Source organism: Pseudomonas sp. S5F11, from assembly GCF_019641515.1.
Taxonomy (GTDB): Bacteria; Pseudomonadota; Gammaproteobacteria; order Pseudomonadales; family Pseudomonadaceae; genus Aquipseudomonas; species Aquipseudomonas rhodesiae.
In genome coordinates, this window is record NZ_JAIFJZ010000001.1 from 536,403 (window position 1) to 555,266 (window position 18,864).

General features: G+C 61.6%; 9 protein-coding genes and 1 pseudogene. 5 read left to right on the forward strand and 5 right to left on the reverse strand.

Annotated features, from left to right (window positions below; genetic code table 11):
- Window positions 1–2: 2 nt before the first annotated feature.
- A complete protein-coding gene (locus tag K1567_RS02380; protein ID WP_220698074.1) occupies window positions 3–155 on the forward strand; it encodes a hypothetical protein in 153 nt (50 codons plus the stop codon).
- Window positions 156–771: 616 nt separating this feature from the next.
- On the opposite strand, the gene K1567_RS27835 is transcribed toward K1567_RS02380, so the two are convergent.
- The 3 genes and pseudogenes from K1567_RS27835 to K1567_RS02390 form a co-directional block, all read right to left on the reverse strand.
- Window positions 772–1,539, reverse strand: coding sequence for a methyl-accepting chemotaxis protein (locus tag K1567_RS27835; RefSeq protein WP_371263998.1), 768 nt, complete (start codon window positions 1,537–1,539; stop codon window positions 772–774).
- An 87-nt stretch (window positions 1,540–1,626) separates the two neighbouring features.
- Window positions 1,627–2,724, reverse strand: a pseudogene (locus K1567_RS27840) (cache domain-containing protein); the annotation flags it as partial.
- A gap of 137 nt (window positions 2,725–2,861) precedes the next feature.
- The gene (locus K1567_RS02390; protein WP_220698076.1) at window positions 2,862–6,869 is read right to left on the reverse strand and encodes a bifunctional nitrate reductase/sulfite reductase flavoprotein subunit alpha; all 4,008 of its coding nucleotides are present in this window, start codon (window positions 6,867–6,869) and stop codon (window positions 2,862–2,864) included.
- Window positions 6,870–7,376: 507 nt separating this feature from the next.
- Between K1567_RS02390 and nirB the strand changes: the two genes are divergently transcribed.
- The 3 genes from nirB (at window position 7,377) to K1567_RS02405 (ending at window position 12,524) form a co-directional block, all read left to right on the forward strand.
- Complete coding sequence (gene nirB / locus K1567_RS02395) at window positions 7,377–9,938, forward strand: nitrite reductase large subunit NirB (protein ID WP_220698077.1); 2,562 nt, start codon at window positions 7,377–7,379, stop codon at window positions 9,936–9,938.
- Window positions 9,938–10,303, forward strand: a complete 366-nt coding sequence (gene nirD / locus K1567_RS02400; RefSeq protein WP_034113864.1) for a nitrite reductase small subunit NirD — start codon at window positions 9,938–9,940, stop codon at window positions 10,301–10,303. Before nirB ends, nirD begins: the two co-directional genes overlap by 1 nt.
- 817 nt (window positions 10,304–11,120) lie before the next feature.
- Window positions 11,121–12,524 carry an XAC2610-related protein gene (locus K1567_RS02405; protein WP_220698078.1) on the forward strand — a complete coding sequence of 468 codons (1,404 nt, stop codon included), beginning with the start codon at window positions 11,121–11,123 and terminating at the stop codon, window positions 12,522–12,524.
- 42 nt (window positions 12,525–12,566) lie between these two features.
- Here K1567_RS02405 and K1567_RS02410 read toward each other — a convergent pair whose 3' ends face one another.
- Window positions 12,567–14,132, reverse strand: coding sequence for a PAS domain-containing methyl-accepting chemotaxis protein (locus K1567_RS02410; RefSeq protein ID WP_169902640.1), 1,566 nt, complete (start codon window positions 14,130–14,132; stop codon window positions 12,567–12,569).
- 163 nt (window positions 14,133–14,295) lie between these two features.
- Between K1567_RS02410 and K1567_RS02415 the strand changes: the two genes are divergently transcribed.
- The gene (locus K1567_RS02415) at window positions 14,296–16,494 is read left to right on the forward strand and encodes an OsmC domain/YcaO domain-containing protein (RefSeq protein ID WP_034098122.1); all 2,199 of its coding nucleotides are present in this window, start codon (window positions 14,296–14,298) and stop codon (window positions 16,492–16,494) included.
- Between the two features lie 923 nt (window positions 16,495–17,417).
- Here K1567_RS02415 and K1567_RS02420 read toward each other — a convergent pair.
- Window positions 17,418–18,809, reverse strand: coding sequence for a hypothetical protein (locus K1567_RS02420; RefSeq protein WP_220698079.1), 1,392 nt, complete (start codon window positions 18,807–18,809; stop codon window positions 17,418–17,420).
- Window positions 18,810–18,864: the final 55 nt, after the last annotated feature.

Sequence of the window (18,864 nt, forward strand, 5' to 3'; positions counted from 1 at the left end):
GTATGATTGATGAAAAAACGTTCAGCTATAAAACGCTCTGCCTTGAAGATGCAGCTAACAATCAGGCTCTACAATTTACAACTAAGGCCCGTATCGACATAGGCAGGGCTACGATAGTCGCCATTCAGGTGGTTTTGGTTGAAGTTATTATCTGACGATTAAGGTTTGGTTTGGTCCCCAGTTTGATTGGTCACTGGCGAGTGCCGATCTAGCAGTTATAGTCAGTTCGCCGCTCGTGAAACCGGGGATGGCATTGATGTTTAGTATGGCCGAAAAGTGCCCGTTTTCATCGCAAAAAACATTGGCGAGTTGGTTGCCGCTATTGGCCTGAAAGATAGCGATGTTAGTTCTGGGAGTGCCCTTTCCTTGAACGTAAACGCAGTCTCTTTTATAGCCTGGCGGGTCGAATACGGGGGCTGAGAGTGTCATGGCAATTATCCTTTTAACATGAGTTTTTAAGTGGTGAGACGATTTTTTTCGTCCCTTGTAAAGTACTCAATCTATAAGGTTGCAACTACTGTCATAGTTGACAGGGTGTAAGCTTTTTTCGAAATAACTGATGGTTTTGTTGAATCTAAACGCAGGGTGAATGGATCTAAATACTGTTGACGGGGCAGTAAACGTCACCCAGTAAATACTTTCACTTACTTGGAGAGCGCTCAGCGTCGCACGTTCTTGCACGCAGGGTCGGAGCAGGGCAGAAGACCGCCTGCTCCTGCATGCGCTGGGTATTTCTGGGCTGGCGAGTTTCACGCCAGCGCGAAACCCTCCTCAGGACTTAAACCGCCCCACCAATCCATTCAACTCATCCGACAGCTTCGACAGGCGCCCTGAGTCATCCTGGGCCGAGTTGGCCAGGCTTTCCACCAAACGCGCTTCGTCGTAGATCTGCTGGATATGCCGGTTGATCTCTTCGGCCACGCTGTGTTGTTCCTCGGCGGCGGCGGAGATTTGCAGGTTCTGGTCGCGGATTTCGTTGACCGAGGTCTGGATGCCTTCGAAGCTGTCCCGCGCGTTTTCGATGGACGACACGCTGGCCTTGGACAGGTCCATGCAGCTGTCCATCTTCTGGGTGACTTCCTGGGTTTTGGTTTCCAGGGTGCCGAGCAGGTGCTCGATCTCGCCCGTGGAGTCGGAGGTGCGCTTGGCCAGGGCGCGGACTTCGTCGGCCACCACGGCAAAGCCGCGGCCCTGGTCGCCGGCACGGGCCGCTTCGATGGCAGCGTTGAGTGCCAGCAGGTTGGTCTGTTCGGCAATCGCGCGGATGGTGCCGAGGATTTGGTTGATACTGCGGCTGCCGGCCTCCAGCTCGACCATGGCCTGGGACGATTCGCTCAAGCGGCGGCCCAGGCGGTTGACGTTGTCGGTGGTCGCTTCGATCTGCTGTTTACCCTCGGCCACGCGGCGGTGGCCATTCTCGGCGGATTCGGCCGCGCCGCTGCAGGAGCGGGCGACTTCGTTGGCGGTGGCCACCATTTCATTGAATGCAGTGGACACCAGTTCTACCGCCTCACGCTGGCGACCGGCAGCCTCGTTCATGTTGTGGGCCACCTCGCTGTTGACCTTCGAAGCGTTATGCAAATTGGCCGAGGCCGCGCCGATGTGCTGGATCAACTGGCGAATGGCGGCGAGAAACTTGTTGAACCAGCCGGCCAGTTCGGCGGTTTCGTCCTTGCCGTGTACCCGCAGCTCATGGCGCAAGTCGCCTTCGCCCTCGGCAATCGACTGCAAGCCGGTGCTGACCTGGCCGATCGGCTTGACGATCACTTTGGAGAACGCTGCGGCGATCAGGCCGAAAATCAACACCAGCACGCCGACGATGACCGCGGTGAGATAGGTCATGCGCGTGGCCTCGGCCATCACTTCGCTTTTTTCGATCAGGCCGATATAACGCCACCCCAGGCCGGGAGAAGTCCACACGTTGGCCATGTAGCGCACGCCGTCGATCTCAACTTCGGTGGAGCCTTGCGTGGTTTGCGCCAATTGCGCGTAGGCCGTACCCAAATCTTTCAGCGGTTTGAAGTTGTGGGCGGCGTCCCGTGGGTCGACCAGCACCACGCCGTCCTCGATCAACATCACGTAACCGCTGTCGCCGAGCTTGATGCTCTTGACCAGTTCGGTCAGGTTCTTCAGCGACACGCTGACTACGAATACCCCTTTGGGTTTGCCGGCGCTGTCGAGCATGGCGCGCGCGGTGCCTACCAGGGCCACGTCGTCTTTATCGTAGTAATAGGCCGGCGTGCGCACGGTCTTGCCGGGGCTGGCCATCGCCGCTTTGTACCAGGGGCGTGCGCGCGGGTCGTATTTGGCCAGTTGCGGATCGTCCGGCCATTTGGCGTAGGTGCCGTCTTCCAGACCGATGGACAGGATCGCCGCCGCCGGGTGGGTGGCGCCATAGCGGGCGAAGCGCTCGATCACCGTTTGCGCTTCGGCGGGCAGCGGTTGAGCGGCCGCGTCGGCGGGTTGGTAATTTTTTAGAGTGTTGACCGAGGTGTATACAGAATCCGTGGCCATTTGATCGACGTTCTGCAGTGTGCCGTCGAAGAACTGGCGGATATTGCCATCGATCTGGCGGATTTCCCGGGTACTGCCGTCGATGAACTGATCCACCGCCTGGGTCCGGGTGTTCATCACTGAGATGACGGCCACCAGGCTCACTGGGATAAACGCAACCGAGACAAAAGCCAGCACAAGCTTATTTTTTATTTTCATCGAGACGACCATCAGCGTGGAGGGCGGCCAAATCGCCACGCCCCCTGAACGAGGCGAGGCGATTTGCTATCACTGCTGTTTCGGCGCGCTCTTGGTAAACCTTTAGGGTTTTTTGTACACAATACAATCGACGATTGTTCTGTATCCAATCAGTACACATCACGCAGATAGCGTTTTTGCTCACTCAGTTGGCGCCAGTAGTCCACGGCGTGCTCCGGGCTCAGCCCGCCGTGGGTTTGCGCGATCTGGCGTAGCGCCTGGTCAACATCCTTGGCCATGTGGCTGGCGTCCCCGCAGATGTACACCTTGGCGCCGTCCTGCAGCCAGCGCCACAGCTCGGCGCCTTGCTCGCGGATGCGGTCCTGCACATAGATTTTTTGCGCCTGATCGCGGGAGAACGCCAGGCTCAGGTGGGTGAGCAGGCCGTCGCGCTGCATACCTTGCAGCTCGTCTTGGTAATAAAAGTCGCTGGCGGCGTACTGCTCGCCGAAGAACAGCCAGTTACGCCCCGGGTGCCCGAGGGCGCGGCGCTCCTGCAAGAACGCGCGAAACGGCGCCACGCCGGTGCCAGGGCCGATCATGATCATCGGCACATCGCCGTCGCTGGGGGGGCGGAAATGTTTGGACGGCTGCACGAACACCGGCACTTCGCCGTCGCCGACGCGGTCGGCGAGAAAGGTCGAGGACACGCCTTTGCGTTTGCCATAGCGCACGGCTGCGACGGTCAGGTGGACTTCACCGGGGTGGGCCTTGGCGCTGGACGCAATCGAGTAGAGGCGCGGTTGCAGACGCCGCAGGGTGCTCAGCAAATCGTCCGCCGAGCACTCAATGGGGTAGGCGTGTAGCACGTCCGCCAATTGCCGACCCCACAGCCAGTCGTTCAATTCGGCCTTGTGCTCGGGCCGCAATAACTGCTCAAGCCCTCCATCGGCGCTGCGCTCGGCGATAAACGCCAGGGTCTCGCTGCTGGGCCGGGCGATTTCGAAGTGCTGGGTCAACGCCTGTTGCAGCGAGACCTCGCCGAAGGTGTCGATAGTGACGCTGGCCGACGCCTTCAGGCCGGTCAATTCGAGCAGTTCGTGGACCAGTTCGGGGCAGTTGCGCGGCCGCACGCCGAGGGCATCGCCGGCTTCATAGCTGAGCCCGGAGTCGGCCAGGTCCAGGGCGAACTGGCGGGTTTCTTTATGGCGGCTATGGGGGTTGAGATGGCGGTTGAGCAGCAGGCGCGAACCGTACAGCTTGGTCTTGCCGGCGGGTGTGGCGGCTGCCGGCGCCTTGGCCGGGTTGAGGCTGTGCTGCAAGCGCAGCAGCCAGGCATCGGCGTGCGCTTGGAATTCGGTGTCGCAATCGACGCGCTCCAACAGGCGGGTGGCCCCCAGCTCCAGCAGGCGTTGGTCAAGGCGTTTGCCGTGCTTGCAGAACTGCTCGTAGTTCGGATCGCCCAGGGCCAGCACCGCAAACCGCAGGGACTCCAGGCGCGTTTCGACACGGCTGAGGCTGTGCCAGAAACCTTCGCCATTGTCCGGTGGGTCGCCGTCGCCGAAGGTGCTGCTGATCAATGCCAGGTTCTGGGTGCTTGCCAGTCGGCTCGCCGGGAAATCCGCCATTGCGCTCAGCTCGACGCTGATCCCAGCCTCACGCAGGCGCTGGGCACAGCGCTCGGCCAATGCTTCGGCATTGCCGGTCTGGGAAGCCCAGAGCAAGGTCACGGCGGGGGAGGCGGGCAGTGTGCCGACACTGGCCGGCGAGGCGCGACTGAACAGCCCGCCGAGCAAACCGTCGACCCACAGCCGCGCCTCGTCGGCCAACGGCGCCGTGGGCGGTAGCACCGGCACACCACCGGCCTGGCGTGCGTTGTCGGCGCGCATGCCACTGACAAAGCCGGCGAGGTAGGTGCGTTCGCTGTCGCTCAAGGGCGGCGGGATGACGCTACGCAGGCCGGCGATTTCGGCGAAGGCGTCGATGCGCGACATGGCGGGTTCCTTTGCGCAAAGGGGAAGGTCGGTGGCCGCCTGGGTGGGCGAGTCGAGGAACTGATGGTCGATCAGCTCGACACGTTCCAGGGTGACGGCGCAGCACTTGAATTCCGGCTGCAACGACATCGGGTCGACCGCATCCGAAGTCACCGCGTTGATCGCCAAATGTTCGCCAAACACGTCGTTCCAGTGAAAGGGCGCGAAACATTGGCCCGGTTGCACGCGGTCGCTGATCAACGCAGGCAATACCGCGTAGCCGCGCCGCGAACGCACTTGCACTGGCTGCTTGGTCTGAAGGCCCAGGCGCGCGGCGTCATCGGGGTGGATCTCGACAAAGGGGCCGGGGTTGAGTTTGTTCAGCGTGGCGACTTTGCCGGTCTTGGTCAGGGTGTGCCATTGGTGCTGCAAGCGACCGGTGTTGAGCACGAACGGGAAGGCATCGTCGGGCAGCTCCGCCGGTGGCAGGTGTGGGCGCGCAAAGAACTGACCTTTGCCGCTGGCGGTGGCGAAGCGCAGCGTGCCGTGTGCGAGGTAGCGGATCGGGTTGCGTGGCGCCGACTCGGCCGATGCCAGCGGCCATTGCAGCGGTGTCTGGCGCAGACGCTTATAGCTGGCGCCGCGCAGGTCATAGCCGGTGGCGGGGTTGCAGGCACGTTTGAGTTCTTCGAACACCTCACTGGCGTCGGCGTAGGTGAACCCCTCGGCATAGCCCATTGCACAGGCGATCCGGGCGATGATCTGCCAGTCGGCCAGGGTGTCGCCCGGCGGCTGTACGGCTGGTTGCATCAGGGTCAGGTTGCGCTCGGAGTTGATCATTACCCCTTCGGCTTCGGCCCACAGCGCGCCGGGCAAGAGGATGTCGGCATAGCGGTTGGTTTCGGTGTCGAGGTACGCGTCCTGGGTAATCACCAAGTCGGCGGCCTGCAGCCCATCGATCACGGTTTGCCGGTTCGGCACGCTGGCCACCGGGTTGGTGCAGATGACCCAGCAGGCTTTGATCTGCCCGGCGGCCATTTGCTCGAACATCGCCACGGTGCCGTCGCTGGCCTGACGCGGCAGGCGGTCGGCGGGGATCTGCCACAGGTCTTCGATAAAGGCGCGGTCGGCGTCTACCAGCATCGAACGTTGCCCCGGCAGGCCCGGCCCCATATAACCCATCTCGCGCCCGCCCATGGCATTGGGTTGGCCGGTGAGGGAAAACGGCCCACTGCCCGGGCGGCAGATGGCGCCGGTGGCCAAGTGCAGGTTGCACAGCGCGTTGGTGTTCCAGGTGCCATGGGTGCTCTGGTTGAGGCCCATGGTCCAGCAACTCATCCACTCGGCGGCCTCGCCGATCCAGGTGGCGGCCTGGCGAATGTCGGCTTCGGCCAGGCCGGTGATGGCGGCGACCTGCTGCGGCGAATAGTCCTCCAGGAACGTGGGGATGGCCTCCCAACCCTCGGTGAAGGTGGCGATAAAGGCCGGGTCGGTGTGGCCGTTTTTCACCAGCAGGTGCAGCAAGCCGTTGAGCAATGCGAGGTCGGTGCCGGGGTTGATCGGCAGGTGCAGGTGCGCCTTGTCGGCGGTGGCGCTGCGCCGTGGGTCGACCACGATCAACTTCGCCCCGGCCTTGACCCGGTCCATCATGCGCAGGAACAGGATGGGATGACAGTCGGCCATATTGGCGCCGATTACGAAGAACAGGTCGGCGCGGTCGAAGTCTTCATAGGAGCCCGGCGGCCCGTCGGAACCCAGGGACAGTTTGTAGCCGCTGCCGGCGCTGGCCATGCACAGCCGTGAATTGGATTCGATATGGCGGGTGCCCACAAAACCCTTGGCCAACTTGTTGACCAGGTATTGGGCCTCCAGTGACATCTGCCCGGAGACGTAAAACGCCAAGGCATCGGGGCCATGTCGCTCCAGCACGTTTCGCAGGCGCCCGGCCGTCTTGGCGATGGCCTCGTCCATGGCGATGCGTACTGGGTCACGGTCGCGGGCCTGGCGCAAGTAAGCGTTTTCCATGCGCCCGGACTCGGCGATGGCTTGCCCGCAGGTAGTGCCCTTGGTGCACAGGCGCCCGGCGTTGGTGGGGTGGTCAGGGTCGCCGATCACCTTGACCACTGTGTTGTCCTGGACCTGCATGACGATGCCGCAGCCCACGCCACAATAGGGGCACACACTGCGTACGTGTTGGTTTGCCATCGATAACCCTCGAACCTTTTCTGCCCGGCAAAAAAAAGCGCCGCGTAACCCTCCGTTGGAAACGGGGATTACACGGCGCCTTTGTCGTGGATGGGCAATCAGCGTTGACTGCTCTGTTGCGCTGTACCTAGCAAGCGGCGCGCCATGTTCCTGCACAGGCCTTACTGACGGTGCCGACGGCGCTTGCTGCCGTTGTGCCGACGCGCGGGAGCAAGCGTCCCGTGCCCTTTTATGACGCGCCGCGCACCAGTTGGAGGCGTGGTCGCAAGGCTTGAACCGGCGTTGAGGCCGTGAGTACGGGGTCACGACAGGTTGGCACAGAGCCTGCAAGATCCCCGACAACCCCCTTCGGTCAACGACGATCGACAACATGGGCAATAGCGGTGGAATCGGCGAAGTCGTCCGATGCCAACCGTATAAGAACAGGCAAAGACGCCTGGAACCGTAAGGTTTCAGGCGTTTTTTTTGCTTTTTTTCAAACCGTGATGAGCTTTGTCGGGTGCTTATATGAACGCCAATAACGCCAGTTTGAACCAGCTGCAAACCCTGATCGTCGTCGGCAATGGCATGGTCGGTCATCACTGCGTGGAGCAGTTGATCGAACGCGGCGCGCTGGATCACTACCAACTGCATGTGTTCAGCGAAGAGCCGATGCGTGCCTATGACCGCGTGCATTTGTCCGAGTACTTCACCGGCCGCGATGCCGAGTCGCTGGCGTTATCCGACGCGGCGTTGTACCAGACCCCGGGGGTGACCTTGCACCTTGGCGTGCAAGTGCTGGACATCGACCGCACCCAGCGCCAGGTGGTCACCGCCCAGGGCCGCGTGACCTACGACAAACTGGTGCTGGCCACCGGTTCGTACCCGTTTGTTCCGCCCATCGAAGGCGCCGAAGGTGACTCGCGCCTGGTGTACCGCACCCTGCAAGACCTCGACGCTATTCGTGCCGCCGCTGCCAATGCGCGGCGCGGCGTGGTGGTCGGCGGTGGATTGCTCGGCCTGGAGGCGGCCAACGCCCTTAAAAGCCTCGGCCTGGAAGCCCATGTGGTGGAATTCGCGCCGCGCCTGATGCCGGTGCAACTGGATGACTTCGGCGGTTTGGCGCTCAAGGCGCAGATCGAACGGCTGGGCGTCGGCGTGCATTTGTCCCGTGCCACGCAGTCGATCAGCGCCGGTGAGCAATACCGCTATCGCATGAATTTCGCCAACGACGAATTTCTGGAAACCGACCTTATCGTGTTTTCCGCCGGTATCCGCGCCCAGGACGCCCTGGCGCGCCAGGCCGGGCTGGAAATCGGTCCGCGCGGCGGGGTGGCGATCAACGACGAATGCCAAAGCTGCGACCCGCATATCTATGCAATCGGCGAGTGTGCCTCGTGGAACGGCAGCCTGTTCGGCCTGGTTGCGCCCGGCTACCAGATGGCCCGTGGCGTGGCGGCGTTGCTGTGCGGGCAGGGCGCCGAGCCGTTTGTAGGCGCGGATATGTCCACCAAGCTCAAGTTGCTTGGCGTGGATGTGGGCTCCATCGGCGATGCTCACGCCCACACACCGGGCGCGCGCAGCTATCAGTTTATCGACGAGGCCACCGCCAGCTACCGCCGCCTGGTGGTGGACGCGGCCGGCGAGCAGGTGATCGGCGCGGTGTTGGTCGGCGACAACAGCTACTACGACACGCTGCTGCAATATCTGCAGAACGGCATCGCCTTGCCGGCCGAGCCCGCCAGCCTGATCCTGCCGTCGTCGGCCGGCGCACCGACCCTCGGCCCTGGTGCGTTGCCGGAATCGGCCACGGTGTGTTCGTGCCACAACGTCACCAAAGGCGCGATCTGTGCGGCCATCGATGGCGGCTGCGGCGACCTCGGCGTGCTCAAGGCGCAGACCAAAGCCTGCACCGGCTGCGGTGGCTGCGCCGGGCTGCTTAAGCAGGTGTTCGAACATGAGCTGGTGGCCCGTGGCGTCAGTGTCGACAAGAGTCTGTGCGAACACTTCGCCTATACCCGCCAGGAGTTGTACGCCCTGGTGCGCGTGGAAGGGGTGATCACGTTCGACGAACTGCTGGCCAAGCATGGCCGTGGCCACACCGGCTGCGATGTGTGCAAACCAGCGGTGGGCTCGATCCTGGCGTCGTGCTGGAACCAGCCGATCATGGACCCGTCGCTGGTGCCGTTGCAGGACACCAACGACACGTTCATGGCCAATATGCAGAAGAACGGCACCTACTCGGTGGTGCCACGGATTCCGGGGGGCGAGATCACTGCTGAGAAGCTGATCGTGATCGGCGAGGTGGCGAAGAAATACAACCTCTATACCAAGATCACCGGTGGCCAGCGCATCGACCTGTTCGGCGCGCAACTGCACGAACTGCCGGATATCTGGGGCGAGTTGATCGCCGCCGGTTTCGAGACGGGGCATGCGTATGGCAAGTCCACGCGTACGGTCAAATCCTGCGTCGGCAGCACCTGGTGCCGTTACGGCGTGCAAGACAGCGTGAAAATGGCGCTGCTGATTGAGGACCGCTACAAGGGCCTGCGCTCGCCGCACAAGCTCAAGTTCGCGGTGTCCGGCTGCACCCGCGAATGCGCCGAAGCCCAGAGCAAGGACGTGGGCGTGATCGCCACCGAGAAGGGCTGGAACCTCTACATCGCCGGCAACGGCGGTATGCGCCCGCGCCATGCCGAACTGTTCGCCACCGACCTCGACGACGCCACGCTGATCCGCTACATCGACCGTTTCCTGATGTTCTACATCCGCACCGCCGACAAGCTGCAACGCACTTCGGTCTGGCGCGAAAGCCTGGAAGGCGGGCTGGATTTCCTCAAGGACGTGATCCTGCACGACAGCCTGGGTTTGGGCGCCGAGCTGGAAGCGCAGATGCAACTGGTGGTCGACCGCTATGAATGCGAATGGGCCAACGCCCTCAAGGACCCGGAAAAACTCAAACGCTTCCGCACCTTCGTCAACGACAAGCGCCCAGACCCGGACATCCACTTCGTCCAGGAACGCGGCCAGCGCCGCCCGATCATGGCCGCCGAACTCAACCTGATTGCTGTCACCGAGGAGCTTGCCTGATGAGCCAGTCCAATACCCAACGCACACTTGCCATTTGGAAAAACGTCTGCCATGAGCGCGACCTGGTCCGCAATTCCGGCGTGGTGGTGTGGCTTGATGGCGCGCAAGTCGCGCTGTTCTACCTGCCTGACGCCGAAGCGCAGACGCTCTACGCCATCGACAACCACGACCCGGAGTCCGGCGCCAACGTGATCGGCCGTGGCCTGGTGGGCAACATCAAGGGCGAGCTGGTGGTGGCCGCGCCGATCTACAAACAGCATTACCGCTTGCAGGACGGCCAGTGCCTGGAAACCCCGCACCAACGCCTGCGGGTATGGCCGGCGCGGTTGAAGGGTGGGGTGGTGGAGGTGCAAGTGTCCTGCTGAATCCGGAGCTACACAGAGCCCAATGTGGGAGGGGGCTTGCCCCCGATCAGGTTGTTTCAGTCATGGATAAGCCAGCTGACACGCCGCCATCGGGGGCAAGCCCCCTCCCACAGTTTTTATCTGCATCTGGCTTGGTGCTGGGCGGAGCTGGACTGCTGCAAACCTGGCCTTTGAAACACAATGAGCCCAGACAGCACAGAACCCAATGTGGGAGGGGGCTTGCCCCCGATCAGGCTGGCTCAGTAATGGATAAGCCAACTGACACGCCGCCATCGGGGGCAAGACCCCTCCCACAGTTTTATCTGTGCCGGGCTTGGTGTCGGGGGGTGGAGCTGGACTGCTGCAAACCTGGCCTTTGAAACACAATGAGCCCAGACAGCACAGAGCCCAATTTGGGAGGGGGCTTGCCCCCGATCAGGTTGTTTCAGTCATGGATAAGCCAACTGACACGCCGCCATCGGGGGCAAGCCCCCTCCCACAGTTTTTATCTGCATCTGGCTTGGTGCTGGGCGGAGCTGGACTGCTGCAAACCTGACCTTTGAAACGCAATTAGCCCAGACAGCACAGAGCCAAATGTGGGAGGGGCTTGCCCCCGATCAGGCTGGCTCAGTAATGGATAAGCCAACTGACACGCCGCCATCGGGGGCAAGACCCTCCCACAGTTTTATCTGTGTGGGGCTTGTTGTCGGCTAACGGTTCCATGGCATCCCCTTCGCGTCAGAAACACGCAACATAGCAGCGCACCGCGCGCCATCAGCGATTTGTTCACGGTTTGCCTTTACACTGCGGCCCCCGGATTTCAGCAAGGATGCTTTACATGCGTTCGCTCGTCAGCGCAGTGCTTGTCTCTACGATGTTCGCGGCCACGGCCATGGCCGAACCCCGCTCGTTTTCGCTGAATGACCCCAGCGGCCAGTTTCTTGTCGAAGTGCTGTTCCCGGATGTGCCGCAGGACTTGCAGCAACTGGCGCCGGCGCTGATTACGCTGCGCGACAAAACCTCCCTGGCGATCCTCCAGCAATTTTCCACACCCGCCGCCGGAGTGCCGCTCGATGGCGACGGCAAGACCCTGGACTGGCGCCTGGTCGGCGAAAACGGCGTGGTGTATTTCGCCGATATCGACCAGGACGGCCGCCAGGACCTGGCGATTCGCAACGGCGACGGCGCCGATGCAGGCTTTCAGTCGAACTACGATGTGTACCTGCAAGACCCCCAGCAACCGCGCTGGGTGCTCAACCGCCCCCTTACGGACCTGGCGAACGAGACCTCCGGCGGCATGTTCTCGGTCACCCCCAAGGACGGCATCATCCATTCGCAGACCGACCGTGGCTGCTGCTGGACTCGCGCCAGCCGTTGGCAAATGCGCAACGGCGAGCTGGTACGACTCAGCGCGTATACGCAGCAGGAAGTACCGGCCAGCGACGATGACGACACCAGCATGCCCAAGGGCTACGTGCTGCGCACCACTGGCGAATGGAAGGACGGCCAATGGCACGAAACCCCTCGGTTGGAAGGGCCGGTCAACGAAGACCCACAGATGCTCGCCGGCACCCTCAACGGCAAGATCCCGGTGCAGCTCTGGTATCAGCAGCAAGGCGAGGTACTGATCGGCGAAGTGCGCTACACCAAAAGTGGCAATGGCAAGCCGATCAAACTGGTGGGGTCTATGGGCGACTACGAGGACAAACCCTTCGTTTACCTGCACGAATCGACCGAGGATGGGCATCAGAGCGGCACCTGGCAAATCACCCGCGCTAGCGTCGAACCGTTCGATTACAGCGGTACCTGGGTCAGCAGCGGCAAGAAGGGCGCGTCTGAGCTGACGGTGCAATTGCACGCCGTGGACCGAGAGCCGGAGTACGCCAAGTACGGCGACGTAGCCCGCGACCAACGCAGCGGCCACTATCAGATGCGCGACGACTACCTGGGTCGCGACGGTGACCTCGACCTGAAGATCCTGCCGCAGCGCGACGCCCAAGGCCGGGAAGTGGCTGAATTCAGCGTGACCCTCAACGACACCGGCACCGGCAAACCCATTGTCACCACGCAACAACGTGTGCCCATGGAAACCGACAATCTGATCATCGTGCGCGCGCCTCTGGCCGCCAAAGGCACCGGCCCGTATCACATTCAGTTGGTAAAGGATTTTGCTGTGATCAAGCACAACGCGGAGCCGGACTTTCCCGACTACCTGACGGGGATGTATCGCCGGCAGCCTTGACGCTGCCTTGGATGCATCCCCGCGCACCACTACAGATTTGGCCTAGCGATTGAACCGCTCGACCAGCGCGTACTGAGTCGACGCGGTGTCGGTCAGCTCCTTGCTCAGGGTTGTCGATTGGCGGGCCTGCACCGAGGTCTGATCGGCCAGCTCGGCAATGGTGGTGATATTGCGGCTGATCTCTTCGGCCACCGCGCTTTGCTCCTCGGTGGCGGCGGCGATCTGGGTGGTCATGTCGGTGATATGGGACACCGCCTCACTGATGCCTACCAACGCCTGGTCGGCCTCCAGCACCCACGCCACGCCTTCCTGGGCTTGGCGCTGGCCGTTCTGCATGCTCTGCACGGCGTTGTTGGAGGACGCCTGCAACTGCGTGATCAGCCCATGGATCTGAGTGGTCGATTGCGTGGTGCGCTGGGCCAACTGACGGACTTCGTCGGCCACTACGGCAAAGCCGCGCCCCTGTTCACCGGCGCGGGCTGCTTCGATGGCGGCGTTGAGTGCCAGCAGGTTGGTCTGGTCGGCGATGCCTTTGATCACATCGACCACGCTGCCGATTTCATCGCTGTCGCGGGCCAGTTGCGCCACGGTGACGCCGGTCTCGCCGACCACCGCCGACAAACGCTCAATGGCCTGGCGAGTATCGCGCGCCACGTCGCGGCCACGGCCGGTCAATACGTTGGCTTGCTGGGTGGCGTCGGCGGTGCGTTGCACATGGCTGGCGACCTCCTGAGTGGTGGCGGCCATCTGGTTGACGGCGGCCGAGACCTGTTCGGTCTCCACGCGCTGACGGTCCAGGCCCCGGGAGCTGGCGGAAGCCAGTTGGTCGGATTGAGCGGCCAGGGCGCTGAGTTTTTCGGCACTGTCCTGCAGGCGGGTGAGGCACGTTTTCAGGCGCGCGTTCTGGCTCTGGAAGGCGGTTTCCAAACGTGCCTGCGGGCCGCGAGCGTCGCTGTACATCTGCGCGATCAACGCATCCGAGGTGGACGGCTCGACCCCTTGCAGCAGGCGCAAGGTGCTGCCTTGGCGCGCGCTCGAACAAAGCAGGCCGATGGGCACCGCCACCGCCACGGCGACCGCGACCGCCACTGGCGCACTGAGAAACAACCCGGCCAGGCTGCCGGCAATACCGCTGGCCATATAGGGCACGCAGCTCAATAGATGGGGCAGCCAAGCGTCTTGGCGCGGTACAGCGGTTTTGCTTTGGCTGATCCGTTGATAGAGAGCCTGGGCGCGGCGGATTTCATCGGCAGTGGGCTTGACCCGCACCGACTCGAAACCGACCACCCGGCTGCCGTCGAATATCGGTGTGACGTAGGCGTTGACCCAATAATGGTCGCCGTTCTTCGAGCGGTTCTTGACGATGCCCATCCAGGGCAAGCCCTGTTTGAGCGCGCTCCACATGTGCGCGAATACGGCCGGCGGTACGTCGGGGTGACGCACGATGTTCTGGGGCGCACCGATCAGATCGTCACGTTCAAAGCCGCTGATTTCGACAAAGGCATCGTTGCAGTAAGTGATCATGCCCTGCACATCGGTGGCGGAGATGAGTTTCTGCTGCGGCGCGAGGGAAATCTCGCGTTGTGTTACGGGCTGATTGTTGCGCATTCGGACTACTCCCTGGTTGCGCCCACTCCATCGGCGGCAAGTCACAAAAAGTTAATATTCATTTGGCAATTGATCCGCCGCTGGTCAAAAGCCTGAAACTTCCCGAGGAAAAACCCCATAATGGCGGCCATTTTTGTTTAGCCCGTTATTCTGGTGTGCCCGTATGGAAATTAAGGTCAACTTTCTCGACAACCTCCGACTTGAAGCCAAGTTCGATGACTTCACGGTGATTGCCGACCAGCCCATTCGCTACAAAGGCGATGGCTCGGCCCCGGGCCCCTTCGATTATTTCCTGGCGTCGTCGGCGCTGTGTGCGGCGTACTTCGTGAAGCTGTACTGCCAGACGCGCAATATCCCCACCGAAAATATCCGCTTGTCGCAGAACAACATCGTCGACCCGGAAAACCGCTACAACCAGATTTTCAAGATTCAGGTCGAGTTGCCGGCGGACATCTCCGATAAGGACCGTCAAGGCATCCTGCGTTCCATCGACCGCTGCACCGTGAAGAAAGTGGTGCAAGCCGGGCCGCAATTCGTGATCGAAGAAGTAGACAACCTCGACGCCGACGCCCAGGCCTTGTTGATGCCCAGCGCGTTGTCCGACGGCGGTACCTATATCGCCGGTAAGGACCTGCCGCTGGAACAGACCATCGCCAACATGTCCGGCATCCTGGCTGACCTGGGCATGAAGATTGAAATCGCGTCGTGGCGCAATATCGTGCCGAACGTGTGGTCGCTGCATATCCGCGATGCGCACTCGCCGATGTGCTTCACCAACGGCAAGGGCGCGACCAAAGAGAGCGCTCTGGCGTCGGCCCTGGGCGAGTTCATCGAGCGGCTCAACTGCAACTTCTTCTATAACGATCAGTTCTGGGGCGAAGAGCTGGCCAACGCGGCGTTCGTGCATTACCCCAATGAGCGCTGGTTCCAGCCCGGCCCGAACGATGAACTGCCGACGGAAATTCTCGACGCCTATTGCCTGAAGGTCTACAACCGCGATGGCGAACTGCGTGGCTCGCACCTGTTCGACACCAACTCCGGCAACGAGGAGCGCGGCATCGTATCGCTGCCGTTCGTGCGTCGCTCCGATGACGAGGTGGTGTATTTCCCGTCCAACCTGATTGAAAACCTCTACCTCAGTAATGGCATGAGCGCCGGCAATACCTTGGCCGAAGCCCAGGTGCAGTGCCTGTCGGAGATCTTCGAGCGGGCGGTGAAGCGCGAAATCATCGAAGGCGAATTCGCCCTGCCGGACGTGCCTGCCGAGGTGCTGGCCAAGTACCCGAACATCCTGGCGGGTATTCAGGGTTTGGAGGCCCAGGGTTTTCCGGTGCTGGTCAAAGACGCGTCCTTGGGCGGTGAGTTCCCGGTGATGTGCGTGACCCTGATGAACCCACGCACCGGCGGCGTGTTCGCCTCGTTCGGCGCACACCCGAGCCTGGAAGTGGCGCTGGAGCGCAGCCTCACCGAACTGCTGCAAGGCCGCAGTTTCGAAGGCCTGAACGACCTGCCGCAGCCGACCTTCGAAGCCCAGGCGGTGACCGAACCAAACAACTTCGTCGAACACTTTATCGACTCCAGCGGCGTGGTGTCGTGGCGCTTCTTCAGTGCGCAGTCGGATTACGAGTTTGTCGAATGGGACTTCTCCGGCCAGGGTGAAAATTCCAACGCCGAGGAGGCCGCGACGCTGTTCGGCATTCTCGACAATATGGGCAAAGAGTCCTATATGGCGGTGTACGAACACCTCGGCGCCACGGCCTGTCGGATTCTGGTACCGGACTATTCGGAAATCTATCCGGTGGAAGATCTGATCTGGGACAACACCAACAAGGCCCTGTTTTTCCGCGCCGATATCCTCAACCTGCACCGCTTGGACGATGCAGAACTGGAGGCGTTGGTTGAGCGCTTGATCGAAAGCGAATTGGACGATTACACCGACATCACTACCCTGATCGGCATTGAGTTCGACGACAACACCGCGTGGGGCCAACTGACCATCCTGGAACTGAAACTGCTGATCTTCCTCGCCTTGCGCCAATACGAAGAGGCCAAGGAGTGCGTGGAGATGTTCCTGCAATACAACGACAACACCGCCGAGCGCGGGTTGTTCTACCAGGCGCTCAACGCCGTGCTGGAGATGGAACTGGACGACGATCTGGAACTGGCGGACTACGAAGTTAACTTCCGGCGCATGTTCGGCGACGAACGCATGGACGCTGTGATCGGCTCGGTCAACGGCAGCGTGCGCTTCCATGGCCTGACCCCGACCAGCATGAAGCTCGAAGGGCTGGACCGGCATTTGCGCCTGATCGACAGCTATAAAAAACTGCATAGCGCGCGAGCGGCGGTGTCCATCCGATAAGCCTTTTGCGCAGTTTGCTCACCAAAGAAAGCAGGCGCGCCGCAATGAGTGTGTCTTGCCCCGATTCCCTGTGGTCAGCATAAAGATTGGTGGCACCGCGCCACCCTGTGGTGAGCAAGCTTGCTTGCGCTGGGCTGCGCAGCGGCCCCCAAAGCCTGGCGGTGGGTTTGACCTTAAAGGACGCGGTGGATGGGCGAGGGCTGCTGCGCAGCCCAGCGCGGGGCAAGCCCGCTCACCACAAAAGGTCTGTTCACCACAGAAGTCCTGCTTACCACAAAAGTTCTGTTCACCACAAAAGGCCTGCGCGGCAAAAGAAACCGCTCAGCACAAGAAACCACTCAGCAAAGATTGGTGGCACCGCGCTTCCCTGTGGTGAGCAAGCTTGCTTGCGCTGGGCTGCGCAGCGGCCCCAAAGCCAGGCGGTGGGTTTGACCTGAAAGGACGCGGTGGATGGGCGAGGGCTGCTGCGCAGCCCAGCGCGGGGCAAGCCCGCTCACCACAAAAGGTCTGTTCACCACAGAAGGCCTGCTCACAACAAAAGTTCTGTTCACCACAAAAGGCCTGCGCGGCAAAAGAAACCGCTCAGCACAAGAAACCGCTCAGCAAAGATTGGTGGCACCGCGCTTCCCTCTGGTGACCAAGCTTGCTTGCGCTGGGCTGCGCAGCGGCCCCAAAGCCAGGCGGTGGGTTTGACCTGAAAGGACGCGGTGGATGGGAGAGGGCTGCTGCGCAGCCCAACGCGGGGCAAGCCCGCTCACCACAAAAGGTCTGTTCACCACAAAAGGCCTGCGCGGCAAAAGAAACCGCTCAGCACAAGAAACCACTCAGCAAAGATTGGTGGCACCGCGCTTCCCTGTGGTGAGCAAGCTTGCTTGCGCTGGGCTGCGCAGCGGCCCCAAAGCCAGGCGCTGAAGTGTTACCTGTTATTCGAACTTATCGATGCGTGTATCGGCGTAGAAAAACTCGTTCTTGTCCGTGCTCGATTCGTAGAAGTAGGCGTAATCACTCAGGTAGTACACATGTTCGACGCGGTTGTACTTATCGTCATCGGTGCGGCATGCCAAGGCCTTGGCATTCCCCAGCAGATTGGGGTTGAGTTCGCGGGCCGGTAATTCGCGTTCGACGACGCAGCGGTTGATCTGCACCTTGTTATAGCTGCCCACCAGGCTGTTGAGTGTCGAGCGGGTGGTCTGGTAGACCACGGTTTCGCCGACCGGCAGGGCCTGCCAATTGCCGGTCAAGCTTAACTGCGTCAAGGTCGAGCTTTCCGCCATACCGGTGCCGCCGTACGTTGTCTTCGACACCAGCGATACCAGGTTGCGCCAGCTCACTGACTGGGACTGATAGCCATCGCCGCGATGGACGATCTGCAGTTGACCACTGGCCTTGTCCTGGCTGATGAAGTGCTCGCTGGTGCTGTTGGACGTCTTGCCTTTGAGGGTCGATGTGCCGGTGAAGTGCACATACTTCAAGGTGCGCGCGGGCTTGTCCTGGTTGAAGGGCGCAAGCGCGGCCAGCACCTGGGGCTGCACCGACGACAGGGCGATGACGGCCGGCGCTTTCAGGCGCGGCTTGAAGGGGGCCAGCTTGGCGATTTTCTCGGGGGTGACGCATACGGTGTCGAACAACAGCGCATAGTCGGCGTCGCTGCCCGCGATGGGCTGTGGCGTTGGGAAACTGTCGACCCGGCCATCGCTCACGCGGTTGCGCACGTCCAGATCGTAGCCGGCCAGTTCCTTGTACGTGCCGTTGGAGCAGGACACCGCGAAGTGCTGGCGTTTTTGCGCATAAGGTGCGTCGTAGGGCAGGTCGTTGAGCACCGTCGGGTTATCGAAGGCGGCCCAGAAACGGGTTTCACCCTGCACAGTCTTGACGCTGGCGGCGTCGAGCAGTACCCAGTTATCGCGCGCATCTTTGCTGACCAGGCGCCAGTCGGGCTTGGGCGTTTCAGCACAGGCGCGGACAAATGTCTGGTTGGCGGCCAAGGTGGCATACAGCGTGTCAGACAGCTTGCGCGCCTCGGTATAGCGCCCGGCTTTGAGCGGGTACACGCGTTGGGAACCATCGAGGTACAGCAGGTGCAATTGCTTGGACGAGCACGCCGCTTCGAACTGCATAGTGCGCCGCACGCCGCCGGTAGCGTCGGGCATCAGCAGCTCGAAGCTGAGCAAGTCGCCTTCGCGCATGATGCTGTTCTCCACCAATGGTTGAGCCAGGGTGTCGGCGAGCATCTGCTCGACTTTGCCGGACTGGGTGGCACAACCGGACAGGGTGGCGATGCCACCGGCCAGCAACACAGAAGTCAAAACGCGCACAAGAACCTCATTGAGTCCATTCGGGGATGCCAGGATGACGGCCGCCGGGGGTGAA